The sequence below is a fragment of the Sphingomonas sp. Root241 genome (assembly GCF_001428865.1).
Taxonomy (GTDB): domain Bacteria; phylum Pseudomonadota; class Alphaproteobacteria; order Sphingomonadales; family Sphingomonadaceae; genus Sphingomonas.
Window position 1 is genome coordinate 1745599 of the sequence record NZ_LMIV01000001.1, and the last position, 18951, is coordinate 1764549.

At 67.6% G+C, this 18951-nt stretch carries 23 protein-coding genes; 16 read left to right on the forward strand and 7 right to left on the reverse strand.

Going from position 1 to position 18951, the window contains the following annotated elements; genetic code table 11:
- The first annotated feature begins 50 nt into the window (after window positions 1-50).
- From ASE13_RS08070 to ASE13_RS08125, 12 genes are all read left to right on the forward strand, one after another.
- Complete coding sequence (locus ASE13_RS08070) at window positions 51-977, forward strand: dihydrodipicolinate synthase family protein (protein ID WP_056614940.1); 927 nt, start codon at window positions 51-53, stop codon at window positions 975-977.
- A 14-nt stretch (window positions 978-991) separates the two neighbouring features.
- Window positions 992-2161, forward strand: coding sequence for a mandelate racemase/muconate lactonizing enzyme family protein (locus ASE13_RS08075; RefSeq protein ID WP_056613346.1), 1170 nt, complete (start codon window positions 992-994; stop codon window positions 2159-2161).
- Between the two features lie 135 nt (window positions 2162-2296).
- Window positions 2297-2524 carry a hypothetical protein gene (locus ASE13_RS08080; RefSeq protein ID WP_056613348.1) on the forward strand — a complete coding sequence of 76 codons (228 nt, stop codon included), beginning with the start codon at window positions 2297-2299 and terminating at the stop codon, window positions 2522-2524.
- A gap of 191 nt (window positions 2525-2715) precedes the next feature.
- A complete protein-coding gene (locus tag ASE13_RS08085; RefSeq protein ID WP_082596448.1) occupies window positions 2716-3036 on the forward strand; it encodes a TrbC/VirB2 family protein in 321 nt (106 codons plus the stop codon).
- A gap of 3 nt (window positions 3037-3039) precedes the next feature.
- Window positions 3040-3324, forward strand: coding sequence for a type IV secretion system protein VirB3 (locus tag ASE13_RS08090; RefSeq protein ID WP_056613350.1), 285 nt, complete (start codon window positions 3040-3042; stop codon window positions 3322-3324).
- A complete protein-coding gene (locus ASE13_RS08095) occupies window positions 3303-5657 on the forward strand; it encodes a VirB4 family type IV secretion/conjugal transfer ATPase (RefSeq protein ID WP_056613352.1) in 2355 nt (784 codons plus the stop codon). The genes ASE13_RS08090 and ASE13_RS08095 overlap by 22 nt, the downstream gene beginning before the upstream one ends.
- A complete protein-coding gene (locus tag ASE13_RS08100; RefSeq protein WP_056613354.1) occupies window positions 5654-6895 on the forward strand; it encodes a type IV secretion system protein in 1242 nt (413 codons plus the stop codon). The genes ASE13_RS08095 and ASE13_RS08100 overlap by 4 nt, the downstream gene beginning before the upstream one ends.
- Window positions 6892-7689, forward strand: coding sequence for a virB8 family protein (locus ASE13_RS08105; protein WP_056613356.1), 798 nt, complete (start codon window positions 6892-6894; stop codon window positions 7687-7689). Before ASE13_RS08100 ends, ASE13_RS08105 begins: the two co-directional genes overlap by 4 nt.
- 23 nt (window positions 7690-7712) lie before the next feature.
- Window positions 7713-8381: a TrbG/VirB9 family P-type conjugative transfer protein gene (locus tag ASE13_RS08110; RefSeq protein ID WP_056613358.1), complete on the forward strand. Its 669-nt coding sequence runs from the start codon at window positions 7713-7715 to the stop codon at window positions 8379-8381.
- Window positions 8381-9460: a TrbI/VirB10 family protein gene (locus ASE13_RS08115; protein ID WP_235536886.1), complete on the forward strand. Its 1080-nt coding sequence runs from the start codon at window positions 8381-8383 to the stop codon at window positions 9458-9460. Before ASE13_RS08110 ends, ASE13_RS08115 begins: the two co-directional genes overlap by 1 nt.
- Window positions 9457-10449 (forward strand): P-type DNA transfer ATPase VirB11, encoded by a 993-nt coding sequence (gene virB11 / locus ASE13_RS08120; protein WP_056613359.1) that lies wholly within the window; start codon window positions 9457-9459, stop codon window positions 10447-10449. The genes ASE13_RS08115 and virB11 overlap by 4 nt, the downstream gene beginning before the upstream one ends.
- Window positions 10446-10853 carry a TrbC/VirB2 family protein gene (locus ASE13_RS08125; protein ID WP_235536887.1) on the forward strand — a complete coding sequence of 136 codons (408 nt, stop codon included), beginning with the start codon at window positions 10446-10448 and terminating at the stop codon, window positions 10851-10853. The genes virB11 and ASE13_RS08125 overlap by 4 nt, the downstream gene beginning before the upstream one ends.
- Window positions 10854-10887: 34 nt before the next feature.
- Here the strand turns inward: ASE13_RS08125 and ASE13_RS08130 are convergent, their stop codons facing one another.
- Entirely contained in the window at window positions 10888-11583 is a 696-nt protein-coding gene (locus tag ASE13_RS08130; protein ID WP_056613360.1) for a DUF899 domain-containing protein, read from the reverse strand.
- Window positions 11583-11831 carry a hypothetical protein gene (locus tag ASE13_RS08135; protein ID WP_235536888.1) on the reverse strand — a complete coding sequence of 83 codons (249 nt, stop codon included), beginning with the start codon at window positions 11829-11831 and terminating at the stop codon, window positions 11583-11585. The genes ASE13_RS08130 and ASE13_RS08135 overlap by 1 nt, the downstream gene beginning before the upstream one ends.
- Before the next feature lie 86 nt (window positions 11832-11917).
- Here ASE13_RS08135 and ASE13_RS08140 point away from each other — a divergent pair, with 86 nt between their 5' ends.
- The 4 genes from ASE13_RS08140 to ASE13_RS08155 are packed head-to-tail and all read left to right on the forward strand — an operon-like array spanning window position 11918 to window position 14670.
- Window positions 11918-13138 carry a hypothetical protein gene (locus ASE13_RS08140; protein ID WP_056613362.1) on the forward strand — a complete coding sequence of 407 codons (1221 nt, stop codon included), beginning with the start codon at window positions 11918-11920 and terminating at the stop codon, window positions 13136-13138.
- Between the two features lie 28 nt (window positions 13139-13166).
- Window positions 13167-13586, forward strand: coding sequence for a GFA family protein (locus tag ASE13_RS08145; RefSeq protein WP_056613363.1), 420 nt, complete (start codon window positions 13167-13169; stop codon window positions 13584-13586).
- A gap of 22 nt (window positions 13587-13608) precedes the next feature.
- A complete protein-coding gene (locus ASE13_RS08150; RefSeq protein WP_056613364.1) occupies window positions 13609-14256 on the forward strand; it encodes a PQQ-binding-like beta-propeller repeat protein in 648 nt (215 codons plus the stop codon).
- 33 nt (window positions 14257-14289) lie between these two features.
- Window positions 14290-14670 carry a hypothetical protein gene (locus tag ASE13_RS08155; protein WP_056613365.1) on the forward strand — a complete coding sequence of 127 codons (381 nt, stop codon included), beginning with the start codon at window positions 14290-14292 and terminating at the stop codon, window positions 14668-14670.
- A gap of 49 nt (window positions 14671-14719) precedes the next feature.
- On the opposite strand, the gene ASE13_RS08160 is transcribed toward ASE13_RS08155, so the two are convergent.
- From ASE13_RS08160 to ASE13_RS19775, 5 genes are all read right to left on the reverse strand, one after another.
- Window positions 14720-16138 (reverse strand): hypothetical protein, encoded by a 1419-nt coding sequence (locus ASE13_RS08160; protein WP_056613366.1) that lies wholly within the window; start codon window positions 16136-16138, stop codon window positions 14720-14722.
- Window positions 16138-17442 (reverse strand): RNA polymerase sigma factor, encoded by a 1305-nt coding sequence (locus ASE13_RS08165; protein WP_056613367.1) that lies wholly within the window; start codon window positions 17440-17442, stop codon window positions 16138-16140. Before ASE13_RS08165 ends, ASE13_RS08160 begins: the two co-directional genes overlap by 1 nt.
- A gap of 75 nt (window positions 17443-17517) precedes the next feature.
- Window positions 17518-17886 carry a YciI family protein gene (locus ASE13_RS08170; protein ID WP_056613368.1) on the reverse strand — a complete coding sequence of 123 codons (369 nt, stop codon included), beginning with the start codon at window positions 17884-17886 and terminating at the stop codon, window positions 17518-17520.
- Between the two features lie 200 nt (window positions 17887-18086).
- Complete coding sequence (locus ASE13_RS08175) at window positions 18087-18563, reverse strand: aminoacyl-tRNA deacylase (protein ID WP_056613369.1); 477 nt, start codon at window positions 18561-18563, stop codon at window positions 18087-18089.
- A 106-nt stretch (window positions 18564-18669) separates the two neighbouring features.
- On the reverse strand, window positions 18670-18915 hold the full coding sequence (locus ASE13_RS19775) for a hypothetical protein (protein ID WP_156404786.1): 246 nt from the start codon (window positions 18913-18915) through the stop codon (window positions 18670-18672).
- Window positions 18916-18951: the final 36 nt, after the last annotated feature.

Consider the following 18951-nt stretch of genomic DNA (forward strand, 5'->3'; position numbering starts at 1 on the left):
ATGATATGGTTGGACGTCCCGACGCCCCAGGGCGCGCACAAGGGATGAACATGTCTACGATCAGCGGCGCATTTCCGGTCCTGCCAACCATCTTCACCGACCAGGGTGCGGTGGACGAGAAGGGGATCTGCGCCGTTACCGACTGGGCGATCGACTGCGGCGTCGACGGCGTCGTCTTTCCCGGGCTGGCGAGCGAATATGATCATCTCACGCTCGACGAGCGGCTCCATCTGATCGCCCTGATCGGCCAGCGCGCGGCCGGACGGGTCGCCTTCATCTGCGGAGCGGGCGGCAAGAGCGATGCGGAAAGCGAGGCAGTGATCGCCGCCGCGGCACAGGCCGGCGCCAGCGCCGCGATGGTGGTGACGCCGAGCCGCCATGCCGACGACCTGGACCGCCTCGCCAGCTTTTATCGCCGGCTTTCCGCCGCGGCGGACGTGCCGATCATGCTCCAGAACGCCCCCAGGCCCATGGGCCTCGGCCTCTCGCCTGCGGCAGTGATCGGGATCGTCCGCGCGGCACCGGGCATCCGATATGTGAAAGAAGAAACTCTTCCCTGCGGCCAAAGGATCACTGCGCTTCGCGAACAGGGCGGCGGGCTGTTGGACGGCGTGTTCGGCGGCGCCGGCGGCCGCTACATCACCGACGAGCTCGCGCGCGGTGCGGTGGGCACGATGCCTGCGGTCGAGATCGCCGACCTGCATGTTCAGCTGATCGCGGCGCACCGTGCGGGCGACTGGGCCCGCGTGCGCCGGCTGTTCGAACGCACGCTGCCGCTGCTCAACATGCAGGCGATCTACCGCTGGCGCCTCACCAAGGAAGTGCTCCGGCGCCGCGGCCTGATCTCCAGCGCCTTCGTGCGCGCACCGGGGCCGGCGCTCGATGCGCATGACCAGCGCGAACTCGACGAACTGCTCGAGGGCCTGGCGGACCTGTTGACGCCCACCGCGACCGTCGCCCAATTTCACGCGGGCTGAGCGGAGACAAATAGATGGACGACCGGATCGAGCGCATCGAAGCCTTTATGGTCACCATTCCGCGCGACACACCCTATCTCGGGCCGCTCGGCGCGGGCGAGGAAATCAACGCGCGCGGCTATTTCGTGCGCAAATCCAACCGCACCATCTATCCGACCCAGGACCGCTCAGTGGTAGTCCGCGTCACCACCAAGAATGGCGTCGTCGGCTGGGGCGAGACCTATGGTCTCACCGCGCCGCAGGTGATCGGCACCTTCATCGAAGACCTGATCGCGCCGATCGTCACCGGACGCGATCCGTTCGACGTCGCGGTGCTGTGGGAGGATCTTTACGACATATTGCGCGTCCGCGGATATGGCGGCGGCTTCTACCTGGACGCAGTCGCCGCGGTGGACATCGCATTGTGGGACATTTGCGGCCGCATCGCGGGCCTGCCCATCCGCAAGCTGCTCGGCGGTGAGCGGCGCCGAACAATCCCCGCCTACATCTCGGGTCTTCCCTGCGCGACGCTCGACGAGCGCGTGGCACTGGCGAAACACTTCGCCGACCAGGGCTTCACGGCGTTCAAGATCGCCGCGGCGGTGAGCTGGGACGGGCTCGACCGCGAGCTCGGTGCGTTGCGCGAGGCGCTGGGCCCCGAGGCGCAGCTGATGGTCGACTTTCATTGGATGCACGGGCGCGGCGACGCCGCCCAGCTGATCCGCCGGCTCGAACGCCACGATCTCGCCTTCGCCGAAGCGCCGGTGAAACCAGAGGATGTGGCTGGGCTCGCGCATGTGGCGCGTTCGGTGACGACGCCGATCGCCGCGGGCGAGGAGTGGCGGACGGTCCACGATGCCGAACCTCGGCTGACGGCGGGCGCGATCGCGATCGTCCAGCCCGAGATGGGCCATACCGGCATCACTCAGTTCATGCGCATCGCACAGCTCGCCGGCGCACACCACCTCCCCACCATCCCGCACGCAACGATCGGAACGGGTATCTTCCTCGCGGCCAGCCTGCAGGCCTCGGCGGCGATCCTCGACTTGCCGATGCACGAATATCAGCATTCGATCTTCGATCGGAACGCCGCGCTGCTCGAGGGACTGCCGGCATGCGAAGCCGGCGCCTATCGCCTTCCCCAAGGCCCGGGGCTGGGCGTCGCCCCGGGCGAAAACTTCTGGCGCTATATCGAAGCGATTTGAGGCCTCGCCCGGAGAGAGCGCGCGTTTGCGCAGCGGCCGTCGCATGCCCGTGCGCAACTCATCGCAAAGCCGCCGGGCGAGCCCTTCCGGACCGACAAATTCTTCCTAGCTTCCTCACGAGAGGGAGGACCTAGAATGGAAGCGTCGCGAGCGAGGATCGCGCCCGAGGTCATCGACTGCATCGCGCAGGACAGATTGCCGAGCATCGACGAGCTGTATCGCGTTGCCGATCGCATCCGCTCCGACTTGCGTGGCACCAAGCCTGCCTTCGCATGGGGAGAAGCCGACCCGGAGGGCATCGAGCGCCTGCTAACCCTGCGGGTGGCTCAGGCCGCGCTGGTCGGCGACGGCGGCGCGAAATAGTTGGCGGTATCATCGCCCGCACCGGATGCGCGCGGCCGCCAGACGGTCTGCCCGGATCAATTTGGCACGCCAATGGCCTCCCTAGAGCAAAACTCGATCGAGAGGCGCGCGAGGCCCGAACTTATATGCTGCTTGGCAAGGGCGCTCTCATGACGCACAAATAGTCGGGGACTGATACGAGGGGCAGACAGATGCGTTGGATCCGCTGGACTGTACGGGCAGTAGCCCTGCTTGCGGTGGGCTGGTCCGGCATCGCGGCGGCGCAGGATGCGCTGGCGGATCCCGCCGGATCGGGCGTGATCGTGTCCGCGGTTCGCTGGCTGGAGGGAACGCTGCTCGGCACGATCGCCACGGTCGTCGCGGTGATCGCGGTCGCTTCGGTGGGGCTGCTGATGCTCACCGGCCGGATCAACTGGCGCTATGGCGCTACGGTGATCCTCGGCTGCTTCATCCTGTTCGGTGCGGCGAGCATCGTCGCCGGGATCCAGTCCACCGCCCAGCTGGGGCAATAAGCGATGAACGGTCTTGAACGGGACCAGTTGTTCGTCGCGCTCACCCGGCCGCAGATGTTCGCCGGCGTCACCTACAGCTATTTCATCGCCAATGCGGTGATCGCCACCGAATTGTTCCTGATCTTCAAGTCTCCCTGGGCGATCGCGGTGGCGCTGGTCATTCACTTCGCCGGGGTGATCCTTTGTCTGCGCGAACCGCGCTTCTTCGACCTGTGGCTCACTCGGCTCGGGCGGTGCCCGCGCGTCCGCAACCATGCGATCTGGCGATGCAACTCCTACCGGCCCTGACCCGCGATCCGGAGGTGGTGCGGCGCGAGGCGCCGGCCGGGCGCCACCTCCCTTATGCGCGTCACGTCGACGACCATACGATCGAGACGCGCGACGGCCTCCTCATGCAGGTGCTCCACTTGCGCGGCCTGCTGTTCGAGACCGCCGACACGGAGGAAATAAACTACCGCAAACGGCTCCGCGACGCGATGCTCCAGTCGATCGGATCGTCGCGCTTCGCGATCTATAATCACGTCGTCCGGCGCCAGGTGGATGCCGAGCTCGCTGCCGAATTTCCGGACACCTTTTCGCAGCAGCTCGACGCGTCGTGGAAGGCGCGGCTCGCGCAGAAGCGACTCTACGTCAACGACCTGTTCCTGACGCTTGTGCGCCGTCCGCTCCAGGGGCGGATCGGCCTGCTCGACCGGTTGCGCGGCGGCGGGGTCGAGGCCGATAGCGGACACGAGCTGCGCCAGCTCGATGTCGCCCGCGATGCGCTGCTCGCCGCGCTCGGCAGCTATGAGCCGCGATTGCTCGGAGTGTACCAGACGCCACAGGGTAGCTGCTCCGAGCCGCTCGAATTCCTGTCCTCGCTCTACAATGGCGAAGTGCGGCCGGTGCTGCTGCCGATGCAGGATCTCGGCGCCTATCTCCCCTATCGCCGCGTGAGTTTCGGGCAAGAGACGATCGAGCTGGGCCCGACGGGTACCTTGCCGCGCAGCTTCGCCGGCCTCGTTTCGATCAAGGACTATCCCGGCCAGACCGCGCCCGGCATGCTCGACGAATTGCTCCGGCTGCCGTTCGAACTGACGATCGCGCAGAGCTTCGGCTTCGTCGAGCGGCAGGCGGCATTGTCGAAGATGAACCTCGCGCTCCGGCGGATGCGCTCGGCCGAGGACGAGGCGGTCAGCCTGCGCAACGATCTTTCCGGCGCCAAGGACGATGTCGCCGCCGGGCGTGCCGGCTTCGGCGAGCATCACATGACCATCGCTGTGCGCGGCGAGACGCCCGCCGAGGTCGACGAGGGCGTCGCCGAGGTGCAGGCGGTGCTTGCCGACATGGGGATCATCGCAGTGCGCGAGGAAATCGCGCTCGAACCTGCATTCTGGGCGCAGTTCCCCGGAAATTTCAAATATATCGCGCGCCGCGGGCTGGTCTCGACCAGCAATTTCGCCGGGTTCGCGAGCGGGCACAACCTTCCGCAGGGCCGCGCGTCCGGAAATCATTGGGGCGATGCCGTCACCCTGTTCGAGACCACCGCGGCGGGCCCTTATTATTTCAACTTCCACCAGGGCGATCTCGGCAATTTCACAGTAATAGGCCCTTCGGGTTCGGGCAAGACGGTGGTGCTCAACTTCCTGCTCGCCCAGGCGCGCAAATTCAGCCCGAGGATCATCTTCTTCGACAAGGATCGCGGCGCCGAGCTGTTCCTTCGCGCGATCGGCGGGCGGTACGATCTGCTGCGTCCGGGCACGCCTTCGGGCCTAAATCCGCTTCAGATCGACGACACGGCCGTCAACCGCCAGTTCCTGATCGACTGGATCGCGCTGCTCGCCGGCGGCGCCGACATCGAGGAGATCGCCCGGATCAAGGATTCGATCGACGCCAATTTCGACCAGCCGATCGAGCAGCGTCGCCTGCGCCATCTCGCCGAGCTCTTCCGTGGCGGCCATCGCCCGCATGCGGCAGACCTGTGGGCACGGCTGCGGCCCTGGTGGGGCGAAGGTGAGCGCGCCTGGCTGTTCGACAATGCGCGCGACGAGACCGACCTGACCGCCGCCACCGTCGGCTTCGACATGACCCAGATCCTCGACGATCCGGCGATGCGCACTCCGGCGATGATGTATCTGTTCCACCGCGTCGAGGAGCGGCTCGACGGGACCGCGGCGATCATCGTGGTCGACGAAGGCTGGAAGGCGCTCGACGACGACGTCTTCGTGCGGCGGATCAAGGATTGGGAAAAGACGATCCGCAAGCGCAACGGCATCGTCGGCTTCGCCACGCAAAGTGCGCAGGATGCGTTGGAGAGCCGCATCGCCAGCGCCATCATCGAGCAGGCGGCGACGCAGATCTTCATGGCCAATCCCAAGGCGCGCGCCAATGATTACATCGACGGCTTCGGGCTGACGCCGCACGAATTCGAGCTGATCCGCACCTTGCCCGACAACGCGCACTGCTTTCTGATCAAGCACGGCAACGAGAGCGTGGTCGCCCGGCTCAATTTGACCGGCGAGCGCGATATGCTGACCATCCTTTCCGGCCGCGAGCGCACCGTACGGCTGCTCGACGAGATTCGCGCCACCAGCGGCGACGATCCCGCAGAGTGGCTGCCGCGGCTGCTGGAGGTCGCATGACCATCGCCTGCCCCGGCATCACCGACGGCGCGTTCCTGCAGAGCGTGCTGGCGTTCGTCGATTGCCAGGCGCAGACGCTTGGAAGCCAGGGCTATCTCGCGCTCTCCGCGCCGGGATCGCCGCTGTCGCTGCTGCTCACGGGCTTGCTCACCCTGTTCGTGGCGTTCTTCGGGTATCGCATGCTGTTCGGCGAGGCCCCGGCGGTGCGCGACGGCGTGCTCGCACTGGTCAAGATCGGCATCGTCCTCGCGCTCGCCACCAGTTGGGCGGCATATCGGACGCTCGCCTATGACGTCGCCTTTCACGGGCCCGCCGAGCTGGTCGCCGGCATCGGCGCTCCGGCCGGCCTGCCCGGCGCCACCGGGGGCATGGGCGTACGGCTGGAACTGGTGGACGATGCGCTCATCGAGCTGGGACGGCTCGGCAACGGCCCTGCCGTGGCGATCCGCACCGGCGTCGAGGGGCAGCAAGTGGTCACGCCCGTGCCGCAGGAGCCGCCGAGCATCTTCGGGTCCTTCGCGCTGGGCACTGCGCGGCTGGTGTATCTCACTGCGACGATCGCCGCGTTCGCCTCGGTTCGGCTGGTCGCCGGGCTGCTGCTCGCGCTCGGCCCCTTGTTCATCGCGTTCCTGCTGTTCGAAGGCACGCGCAGCCTGTTCGAAGGCTGGATCCGCGCACTCGCCGCCGCGGCGATCGGCGCGATCGCGGTGACAGTGTTGCTCGGCGTCGAGCTGGCGCTGCTCGAGCCATGGCTGGCCGATCTGATCGCGCGCCGCGAGGCGCAGCTGTCGATCGGCGGCGGCGCCGCCACCGAATTGCTGGTGGTGGCGCTGGCCTTCGCGCTGGCGCTGCTTGCCGGGCTCGGCATGGCCGCGCGGCTCGTGCTCGGCTTCCGGCTGCCGTCTGCCTGGCGTACCGCCCCGGCCCAGATGATCGCCGGATGGCGCGGCGGCGAGACCTTCGCGCCGTCGATCCGGTCGCCGCGCGAGACGCATGTGCCTGCCGCACAGCTTTCGCGCGCCGCAGCCGTGGCCGAGGCGGTGACGCATGTGCAACGACGCGAGATGGCGGCGCAGCAGGTCGTCGCCGCGTCTGGCCCGCCCGGCCGGGCCATGACGGCCGGGACATCCGGGCGCGACATACCGCCGCCCGCTCCGGCGCCGCTCGGGCAGAGCCATCGCCGCCGCGCGCAGGGCCGTGTGTCCGCCAGCGCCGGACGAAGGGACAGCAACGGATGAAGAATAAATCGCGCGAGGCGCTCGACGCCTATTATCGCGAGGCGGGAAGCTGGGCGGAAGATCAGCAGATGGCGCTGCGTGCGTCGCGGCGTACCGCGTGGATCGTCGCGAGCGTCGCGGTGGCAGTGGCGGCTATGCTGGCGCTCGCGCTGATGCTGCTGACTCCGCTCAAGACCGTCGAGCCCTATACCTTGCTCGTCGACAAGCAGACCGGCTTCGTCCAGGCGCTCAAGCCGCTCGATGCCCAGCAAGTGAGCGGCAACGCGGCGCTGACCCAGTCCTTCCTCGTCCAATATGTCATCGCGCGCGAGAGCTTCGACATCTCGGCCGTGCAGACCAATTACCGGAAAGTGTCGCTCTGGTCGCAGGGCGATGCACGGACGGCGTATGTCTCTAGCGTGCAGGCAGCGAACCCCGACAGCCCGCTGGCGCGGCTCCCCCGCACCACGGTGATCGAGACGCGGGTGAAGAGCGTGTCACCGCTGGGGCAGAATGCCGCATTGGTCCGCTTCGACACCATCCGACGGGATGCGGGTGGGCGCACCGAAGCGCCGCGCGCCTGGGTATCCGTCATTCGCTACCGCTATTCGGGCGAGCCGATGAGCCTCGAGGATCGCTTCGTGAATCCATTGGGCTTCGAAGTGACGCGCTACCAACGCAACGCCGAGGCCGCGCCGACGCCGGAGCCGATTCCGGTTCCGACCCCGCAAGCGACGGCCCCGGCGCTCGTCCCCGCCGCGCCCGCGACACTGCGTCCGGCACCCCAGCCAGCCCAGCCCGAGGTCGAGCTGTGAGGACCTGGCTCGCCGCCATCCTAATGCTTGCCCCATCGCTCGCGCATGCCCAGGCCGCGCCACCACCGCTGCCCGCCCCGCCCAATCCGCGTTTCCAGTCGATCGAATACAGTCCGGACCAGGTGTTCACGCTCCAGGCCGCGCCGGGCTATCAGGTCACGGTCGAGCTGGCCCCCGACGAGCATATCGAGAATGTCGCGATCGGCGACAGCGGCGCGTGGCAAGTGACTGCCAATCGCCGTGGCGACCGGCTGTTTGTCAAGGCGGTCCGATCGGACGTGACGACCAACATGACCGTGGTCACCGACGCGCGGCTCTATTCGTTCGAGCTGGTGCCGCTGCCCGGGCCGCAGCCCGACATGGCCTATGCCCTGCGCTTCCATTATCCCTCGCCAGAGGCCGCGGCGGCCGAAACGGCATCCGGTGCCGAACTCGGCCGCTACAAGATGCGCGGCGCGCGGGCGCTCATCCCCAGCGGGATGCACGACGATGGCGTGCACACCTATATCGAATGGCCGCCCGGGCGCACACTGCCGGCGATCTATGCAGTCAACGATCAGGGCAAGGAGACGCTGGTCAACGGCATGATGCGCGACGGGTGGATGGTGATCGACAGCGTCCAGGCGAAGCTCGTCTTCCGCATTGACCGCAGCAGCGCGACGGCGCAGCGCGTCTCCGAGGGAGGTCGTTAATGGCGACGGCGCCACCCTCGGCCGATCCACGCACGACCAGCGAAGCGACGGTGCTGCCTATGGTCGCGCGGCCGCGATCGGGGCCGCCGATCTGGGCGCTGATACTAGGTGTCGCGCTGATCGGACTGCTGCTGTTCGCGGTTCTCGACGCGCGGCGTCGCGCGCTGACCGCACCGGCGGTGCGTCCGCGCCCGACGGATCTCGTGACGACACCGGCAACGCCGCCGCCGCTATATGTACCGCCCGAGCCCGCGCCGCCGCCGACGGTCGTGATTCGCGAAGTGCCAGCTCCTGCGCCGGCACCCGCATATCGGCCGCCACCGCCGCAGGTCGTCTACGTTCCCCAGCCGGCGCAGCAGCAGCCGATGCCGCCCATGCCGCCGTCGCGCACGACCACGGAGCCCGCGCTCGTGATCGACACTACCGGCTCCGCACCAGCGGTGGCGCCCAACGGGCAGAATGGCCCTGTCGTCCCCGCCTCGCCGCTGGGCGGGCCGAACGCGAACATCGCCGGCACACGCGCGGGCGCCGGCGTGCTCGCGAACAAGGCGACGACGGTTCCGCAGGGCACGCTGATCCCGGCGGTGCTCGAAACCGCACTCGATTCGACCCGGCCCGGCCTCGCCCGCGCGATCGTCTCGCGCGACGTTCGCGGGTTCGACGGCAGCCGGGTGCTGATCCCGCGCGGCAGCCGGCTGATCGGTGAATATCGCTCCGATGCCGAGGCCGGCCAGAACCGCATGCTGGTCAACTGGATCCGGCTGATCCGACCCGACGGTGCCACCATCGCGATCGGATCGCCGGCCAGCGACACGCTGGGCAGCGGCGGCATCCGGGCCAGCGTCAACAGCCATTTCTTCGAGCGCTTCGCCGGCGCCATCCTGCAATCGGCGCTCGATATCGGCGTGAACCTCGCCTCGCGCTCGATCGATTCGGGAGTGGTGATCATACCGCAATCGCAGGGTGGCATCACGCGCATCCCCAACCAGGTCCGGCCGACCCTCAAGGTCAAGCCGGCGACGAGCATCTCGATCTTCGTCGCGCGCGACCTCGATTTCACCGGCGTCGAGGCACGATGAACGCCGCCGCGGCGGAACGCGAGGGGCAGGTCTATCTCCGCTCCTATCTGGCGCCGCTGACCGGCATGCTCGCGCGGCCCGACGTGACCGATATCTATATCAATCGCCCGCAGGAGATCTGGACGGAGACGCTGGGCGGCGCGATCGAGCGCCACGACGCCCCCGCGCTCGACGCCGCCACGCTCGAGCGACTCTCGCGCCAGATCGCCGCGCTCTCCCACCAGGGAATCAGCCGCGAGCATCCTCTGCTCTCCGCGAGCCTGCCCGACGGCGCGCGCGTGCAGGTGATCGCGCCGCCCGCCACGCGCGGCCCGATGGCGATCGCGATCCGCAAGCACGTCTCATCCGATCTTTCCCTCGGCGACTATGTCGCGACAGGCGCCTTCGACACCACTTTGCACCGCCGGCCCGAGCGCGACGAGACTGTTGCCCGGCTGGCGGCGATGCTCGATTCCGGAGACATCGCGGGCATGCTTTCCGCGGCGGTGCGGGCGCGCAAGAACATCCTCGTCTCGGGTGGCACCTCGACCGGCAAGACCACGTTCCTCAACGCGCTGATCCGCGAAATCCCCGCCGAGGAACGCCTGATCCTGATCGAGGATACGCCCGAGCTCCACCAGCATCATGACAATCTCGTCGGGCTGCTCGCCGTGCGCGGTAGCCTGGGTGAGGCGCGCGTGAGCGCGACCGACCTGCTCGCCGCGTCGCTGCGCATGCGCCCGGACCGCATCATCCTCGGCGAGCTGCGCGGCGAGGAGGCCTATGCGTTCCTCCGCGCGATCAACACCGGGCACCCGGGATCGATGACCTCGGTCCATGCCGATTCGGCCGAGCGCGCGATCGAGCAGATCGTGTTGCTGGTGCTCCAGGCCGGCACCCAGCTCGGCCGCGAGGATGTGCGGCATTATGTCCGCAATACGGTGGATGTGTACGTCCATCTCGCGCGCACCGGCGGGCAGCGCCGCGTCGCCGAAGTGATGCTGGCGTGATACTGCCGATGCCGACGATCTGGACGTCGGGCGGAATGGACTCCCTCGCGGATCCGCTGGGATCGAGCCCGCTTCTGAACGCAGTCAGCTGGCTCGAAGGCACTTTGCTCGGCACGATCGCGACCAGCATTGCAGTCGTCAGCGTGGCTGGCACGGGAATGATGATGCTGTCGGGCCGCCTGCCTATCCGGCGCGGCGTAACGGTGGTGATCGGCTGCTTCATCCTGTTCGGCGCGTCGACCATAGCGGCAGGCATCCGCGCCGTTGCCGGAGATATCGACGACGCGGAAGAAAGGCCCGTCGCCGCTGCGCAGCCGGCGATGCCGTCCAACGCAACGCCGGCCAAGCCCTCTCCTCCCCCCGGCTATGATCCCTATGCCGGGGCGGCCGTTCCGACGAGATAGCTGGCAAAAGGCTGCGGAACCTTCGCCCGGCCGCTCAATATTGATCGTGTAAGCGCACCCAGCTCATCGTGCCGCCGGTTTCATTGCGACCCTTGGGCGTGAGATCGAGCCAATTGAACGCGCCCATGAGCAGCTCGGTGCCGCGATGATAGGTCGAGTAGCTGTGGAAGATGGTGCCCGCATCGTCCCTGACGAAGATGCTCAGCCCGAACATGTCCGAGCTGCGCTGGATCCTGGTCAGCCCGTAATTGTAGGTTGCGCGGCCGGCCTCACGATCCTGGGCGGCGAAGGAGACGCCGAAATCATAGTTGAAATCGCCGTCGTCCGAGGACACCCACGGAAAGGTCCATCCCATCCGCGCCTTGACTGCCTCGATCTGATCGACCGGCGCGCGCGAGACCGCGGCGAAGGCGAGGTCGGCATGCTCGAAATGCTGCCGCGCCGCATCGGCGTGATCCATCGTGAACGAGCAACCGGGGCAGAGATGGTCGGAACCGGGGGCTAGCATGAAGTGATAGACGGCAAGCTGGCTGCGCTCGCCGAACAGGTCCGCCAGCGTGCACGGCCCCTCGGGCCCTTCGTAGACATAAGGTTTGTCGATCCTGACCCATGGCAGCTGCCGGCGCTCGGCCCGGAGCGCATCGAGCGCATGGGTCATTTCGCGTTCCTTCTCGAACAGGACCTTGCGGGCGGTGAGCCATTGCTCGCGTGAAACAACCTGGGGGTTCATCATTCGTCTCCTTGCGTGATCGGTCGGTTGCGGGCCGCCAGCCTGAGCCAGGGCGGCAAATGGAAAAGCGCCATCAGCAGGTACATCGCGGTCATCCCGTCGAGCGGCAGGATCGCGGGTCCCGCGGTGCAGACCGCCATCGTCGGCGCGTCGATGGCGGAAATCAGTGCCATTGCGGCGAAGCTGGGCGCGGCCGCCCGTGCAAGCCAGGCAGCGCCCGGCCAATCCTTGTTTGCGGTTGCGGACATCGCCATGCTCCGGTCTCGATTACCTCGGGAACCGGACTAGGCGCGGCGATGACGGGGGTGAGAGTTACAAGTTTGACGGGATTTCGATGGACTCGCTGATCACCGCCGCGGCCCGGGCGCTCGCGATGGGCGATCCGCTCGGCGCGTTGAAGCGAGTCGCGCTGCGCGAGGACCCGCCCGCGCTCGCGCTGCGCGGGATCGCGATGGCGCAGCTCGGCGACCTTGCCAGAGCCCGGGATCTGCTGCGCCGCGCCACGCGCGCCTTCGGATCGCGCGAGCCGGTCGCCCGCGCCCGCTGCATCGTTGCGGGGGCCGAGATCGCACTCGTCTCACGCGATCTCGGCGAGGCCATGCGCCCGCTCGGCGCAGCCCGGACAGTGCTCGATGCACATGGCGACCGCGCCAATGCGGCGCATGCCGGCTATCTCGAGGCGCGGCGACTATTGTTGATCGGTCGACTCGATGAGGCCGAACAAATCCTCGCCGGGCTCGATCCCGATGCGCTACCCCGCGCCTCCCGCGCCGGCTATTGGCTGGTCGCGGCGGGCATCGCGATGCGGCGCATCCGGGCGGCGCCGGCGCAGGCCGCTCTCGAAGCAGCGGAGCAAGCGGCGCGGGACACCGGCATCGCGTCGCTGGCGGCGGAGGTCGCGCAGGCAAGGCAAGCCTTCGAAGCGCCAGCCGCGCGCCTGATATCGACGGAGGGCGAACGGCTGCTCAGGCTCGCCGAAGTCGAGGCATTGATCGCTTCGGATCGGCTCGTGATCGACGCGTGCCGCAATCTGGTCCGCGTCGGCGGAAGCCTGGTCCAGTTGGGCAGCCGCCCGGTGCTGTTCGGCCTCGTTCGCGTGCTGGCCGAAGCCTGGCCTGGAGACGCATCGCGCGAGACCCTGCTCAAACGTGCTTTCGGTGCACGCGAAGCCGATGAATCGCATCGCGCGCGACTCCGCGTCGAAATCGGGCGGCTGCGCAAGGAGCTCGGCGCGCTGGCGGAGATCAGCGCCACCGAGTGCGGCTTCATCCTCGAACCCTTGGGCGCACGAACGGTCGCGGTGCTCGTGCCGCCTGCGGAGAACGATCATGCCGCGCTGCTGGCGCTGCTCGCCGATGGAGAATCTTGGTCGAGCTCGGCGCTCGCGCTGGCGCTCGACACGAGTCCGCGGACCGTGCAGCGCGCGCTGGAGGGACTCGCCGCCAACGGCAGCGCCGAATCCTTCGGCCGCGGCCGCGCATGCCGCTGGATGGCGCGACAGGTGCCCGGTTTCCCGACAAGCTTGTTACTCCCGGCGCCGCTGCCGGATGGCTAGGCCGGCTCCAGAACAGAGGAGCGATGACATGACCGAACCCTATACCGGCGGCTGCGCATGCGGCGCCATTCGCTATGAAGTGGCCACGGAACCCGCGATGATGAACGACTGCCAGTGCCGGCAATGCCAGCGCGACAGCGGCACCGGACACGGCTCGCACCTGACCTTTGTCGGCGCATCAGCGAAGGTGACCGGCGCGCCGTCGATCTGGGAAGCCGTCGGCGACGACGGCACGCGCAAGCATCGGGCGTTCTGCCCGACATGCGGCACGCCGGTTTTCCTGACTCTTCCGGACATGCCGGAAATCTTCGTCGCAAGCGCCGCCAGCCTCGACGATCCGGCGCGCTATCAGCCGCAGTTCGTCATGTGGACCGCGGCGGGCCATATCTGGGACCAGCTCGATCCCACGCTGCCGAAGTTTGACAAGATGCCGCCGGCCAACGCCTGATCCGCCGGGAAGGAGACTGATCATGAAGCACGCTGCAGCCGAGATCGTCCGGGAATATGGCCCTTTTCCCCTCGCCGAGGGCGACGGCATCGGCGGCGTGACCTTCGACGGGGAACGCGTCTGGTTCGCATCCGGTGACCGCGTCAATGCGCTCGATCCGGACACGGGTGAGGTCGTCGGTGCCTTGGAGGTCCCGGCGCATGCGGGAACCGCCTTCGACGGCAGGCATCTGTTCCAGATCGCGGAGGCGGTGATCCGCAAGATCGATCCGGCAAGTGGCGAGATACTCGCCACGATCCCGGCGCCGGGCAATGGCGGCGATTCCGGCCTGGCCTGGGCCGAAGGATCGCTGTGGGTGGGGCAGCACCGCGATCGAAAGATCCACCAGATCGATCCGGACACGGGCGCGGTGCTCCGCACCATTCAGTCCGACCGGTTCGTGACCGGCGTCACCTGGGTCGATGGCGAGCTCTGGCACGGCACCTGGCAGGACGATGCCAGCGACGTGCGTCGAATCGATCCCCGCACCGGCGAGGTGCTCGCGCGGCTTGACATGCCCCAGGGCACCGGCGTGTCGGGACTGGAATCCGACGGCGCCGACCTTTTCTTCTGCGGTGGTGGCAAGAGCGGAAAGGTGCGCATGGTGCGCCGCCCCCCGAACGCATTATAATAGGCTCCCGATTATACGGTCGGAGGTCACGTCATGACGAAACTGACGCTCATCCTGTCCAGCCTGTATCTCGCCGCCGTCGGGCTCGCGCTGATGTTCTTTCCGCTGCAGTTCGGCCGTGGCGCCGTGCCGGCAGATGCCGGTCCCAAGTTGCTCGCATTGTTGCGGCTGCTCGGCGGGCCCTTTCTCGGCATCGCGGTGCTCAACTGGCTGTCGAGAAATGCCGAGCCCTCGGACCTGCGCGCGGTCCTGCTCGCCAATATCGTCGGCTTCGGGGCGGTCGCGGCGAACGATATCCAGGGCGTGGCGAGCGGTGAAGCGCGGGACATCGCCGGGCTGTTCCTGATCGTCCATCTGCTCTTCACCCTCGCCTTCGTGGCGGCGGTACGCTGGAGGCCCCGGACCGGCGACTGATCTGTCAGATGGCGGTCGCGAAGCGAGAATCTGGCCGTCGCGATCGCGTTCAGCGGATCAATGCCGCATAGTCGTCGCCAATCGGCGGCAGCATCAGCCGCGCCGCGAGAGCGGTGAACGCGATCAGCGCCAGCCCCGCCAGCGCAATCCGCACCCGGCGCCCGGGCAGCGGTTCGGTGACGAGCAGGATCGCGGACAGCCAGGCCGCAAGCATCGACCAGAGGTGGTAACGCCAGTCGATCGCGATGCTGACGACGAGGAAGCTCAATTCCATCGCCGTCGCCGACAGCGCGAGTGGAACCGCGAGCCCATGGGCGGCACTTTGCGCGGGCCGCGCCAGTGCCAGCACCGCCAACGCCACGGCCAAGGCGAAAATTGGCGCACCCAGAGGGCTGTTGGCGAGCCAGCCGGCGAACCTGTCATAGCCCGCGACGTGCTGCCCCGGCGAGCGCAGCCCGAATTTGTTCGGCAGCGATTCGGCTTGCGGCACCGCTTGCGGAAAGTGCCAGGGGACGAACCAGCGCATCGTCGCGTTCCAGTGCGCGAGCCGGTGCGACAGATACGCACCGGGATGCTCGCGGATCGCATCTGTCCAGGCGGAGAATATCTCCTGGCGCGGTCGGCCAGTAAGGCCGTCCTGGATGAAGTCGCAGCGCTTGCCGATCGAGAATATGTCCCACAGGATCGAGGAGAAGCAGCGTTGCGCCTCCAGTTTCCGCCATGTCCCCGGCGGCAGCAGCGGCACTGCGTCCGGCCCCTCGCGGTGCGCGATACCGGCCATGTCGAAGATCGGCTGGGTCGCCTCGACGCCGCTCGCCTCGGCACCGAGCACGCCATGGTTGATGATGGGAGACAATGCGAGCGTGGCCAGCGTCGCCGCGCCGATCAGCGGAACGCGCGACCGCCAGTCGTGCCAGCGCCACGGCGCGAACAGTCCCACCGCAAGCGGCGCCACTGCGAAGATCGCATTGGATCGGACGAGCACCGCATAGACGAGCAGCACGAGCACTGCTGCAGCGCGGATGCGGCCGAGCCGCTTCGCTTGCAGCCGTTGCCACGCGACCAGACCGGTCGCGGCGAGCAATGCGGCGGTCATCTGTCCGTCCTTGACCACCACCGCCTGCCAGCCGAGCGCCGGAGGCCAGAGGCCGAGCGCGAGCACCGCCACCGCGGCAATCCGCGCGCCACCGCGGGCCAGTGCCGCGGCAAGCAGGCCGAGCCCCGTCCAGTAGAGCAGAGTCTGGAGCAGAAACATCGGCCCCTGCCCTGACCAGCCCAGCGCATGGAAGAGCGACCAGAGCCGAGCCATTATCGGCGGATGCCAGTCATAGTAACTGCCGGAGACGACCTGCTGGTACTGCGCCACGCTGTCGTAATGCGCGACGCCCGGCCAGAAGAAGAGCAACACGATCGCGCACAGCAACGCCGACGCGAGTCCGAACCGGGCTGCCGGTGAAAATCCCCGCATCAAATGCGGATGCCGCTCAATTTGGAGATACCGCTCGTCGGCAGCATAGGGTGACCGCAGGCATTTGCGCGGGCGAGCAGAAACGCCGCTTCGCGCGCGTTGCGCGTGAGGCTGGCTGCAGCCTCGAATTCGGAGCGGGCCTCGGCCAGCCGGCCGGCCCGAAACAGGAAGTCGCCCCTCGCCGCCGGCAACGGCGCGTAATTGCGCAGGGCGGCCGCGTCGGCAATCTCGTCCACCAGCCGCAGGCCCGCTTCGGGCCCGAACGCCATGCTGTGCGCGACCGCGCGATTGAGATCGACCACCGGCGAGGGCATCACCACGCGCAGTCGATCATAGAGCGCCGCGATGTGGGGCCAATCGGTATCGACGGCGGTTCGCGCGCGGGCATGACAGGCGGCAAGCGCGGCCTGCAGCGCGTAGGGGCCGTCGGCGCCCCCGAGCGCTTCGGCACGGGCCAATGCGTCGAGGCCGCGGCGGATCAGCAACTGGTCCCAGCGGGCGCGGTTCTGCTCGGTCAGGGTCAAGAGGGCGCCGTCCGGCCCGGTGCGTGCGGACAGGCGCGATGCCTGTATCTCCATCAGCGCCAGCAGGCCCGATACCTCCGGATCCTCCGGCATCAGCGCCGCCAGGATGCGGCCCAGCCGCTGCGCCTCTAAGCACAGGCTCGGCCGAACAAGGTCCTCGCCCGCCGTGGCGGCATAGCCCTCGTTGAAGATGAGGTAGACGACCTCGAGCACCGAGGAGAGCCGAGTCGCCCGTTCGGCGCCGCGCGGCACTTCGAAGCTCAGGCCGGCCTTGCCGATCGTCTTCTTCGCGCGGACGATGCGCTGCGCGATCGTCACCTCGCTCGACAGGAAGGCGCGCGCGATCTCGTCGGTCGTCAGGCCGCCGATGACCCGTAGCGTGAGTGCCGCGCGGGCATCGGCCGAAATTACGGGGTGGCAGGCCGTGAAGATGAGGCCCAGCAGCTCATCACCGAGATCGTCGTCCATGGCTGCGATCAGGTCAGCATCGTCGGTTTCGCCGTCCAGTTCCTGCGCGATCTCCTCGTGCTTGCGCTCGCGCATCTTGTCGCGACGGATCGCGTCGATGGCGCGGCGCTTGGCGGCGGTCATCAGCCAAGCGCCGGGATTGGCCGGAACGCCGGACCGAGGCCATTCGGAGAGGGCAATGACCAGGGCGTCCTGCGCCAGTTCCTCGGCACGATCCATATCGCGCACCGTTCGGGCCAGGCCCGCGATGAGCCTGGCCCGTTCGATGCGAAAAACCGCTTCGATCGCCTGTTGGGTCTCGCCACCTGCCATGCCGCCTTGTCGGCCGAAGCGATACGCCAGGCAAGCCGGCTGCGGCTGAGGTTCTCAGGTGCCGACGTCAGTTTCTCATTGCCAGTCAGCCATCTCGTACAGCGGCCGGATCTCGATCTCGCTCGGTCCCGGCATCGGATTGGGGCAGCGCTTCACCCAGGCAACCGCCTCGTCCATGTCCTTGACTTCCCAGAGCCAGAAGCCGGCGACCAGCTCGCGCGTCTCGGCGAAAGGCCCGTCGATGACCGTACGGCCGGGGCCGTCGAAAGCAACGCGTTTACCTGCCGAGGAGGGCTTGAGGCCGTCGGCAGCGAGCAGGATGCCGGCATTGCGCAGCTCATCGTTGAATTTGCCCATCGCCTCCATCATCGCGGTGGTCTCTGGGGTCGGGACAAAGTCCTTTTCGCTGTCTTCGGTTGCCTTCACCAACACCATCACACGCATTGTCTGTCTCCTTGTTTGCGCCAGCCTGATCACTTGGCATCGGAACGACGAACCGGGTTGTCGCGAATCGACACCGGCCTGCAAATTTTTTTCCGGTCTGCGGGGTTGGCCTGATCCTGCTCAGCTTGCGGCGCGGGCCGATCATGCAACGATATGGCAATCGGCAGCCGCTGATCGTCTGAACGCCGGCGAGCGGCCGCTTATTCTTCGATCGTGCCGAAGCTTCCGTGGCGCGCTCCGCGGGTGAGCCGACGGAACTCGGCCTGCTCCATATGCACGAGCGAGCGATGATCGCCGGCTTCGAAGAAGATGTCGGGCTCGCGCGCGAGATCGTCGTCGACGATCATGTCGACGCCATAGCCGGCTCCCAGCGGCGGCACCGCGCCCGGCATGCAATCGTCGAAGATCCCGACCACCTGCCTTTCGCCGGCGAGCCGTGGTTTCCCGTCGAGCTCGGTGTGCAGATCCGCGATGTCGATCCGGCGGTCGGCGGGCAAGACGGCGAGCAGAGGCTCATGATCGGGCATTTCGAGCAGGACAGCCTTTGCCATGCAACTCGGCGGAATGTGCGCGACCCTCGCGGTCTCGGTCGAGGACAAAGTGGGCGGATGCTCGGTCAGCTCGTACTCCGCGTGCTGCGTGTCGAGAAAATGCCGAAGCTTGGGCGCGATGGTCATGGCGGATTCTCCCTGCGTTTGAGTGCGTCACACCGTTTGCGAATGGATGGGGCTCGGCCCGGCAATCTCGCTCAGCGCCTCACCGGCATGGGCTCCAGACGCATGTTCAAATACTCCCGTGCCTGGTTGCCGGCGGATCGTTGATGCCCGGGCCGATCTCCGAATCGAGCGAAGACGGCTGAACGGTTTCGCGGGAGCCGAGCGCGTTCGCCTCCTCGACGTACCGGTGCGCGAGTTCCTGGTGGGCGAGCCGGGCTTCGTGGCAACGGGCATTCGCCGCCGCGTGACGCTCTTCGATCGCGCGCTGCAGTAGAAATGCGAGGCTTCGTTGCGGCTTTGCTGGACTTTCCATGATCGGCCTGCCTGCCGGTTGCGGCGTCCATCAGAC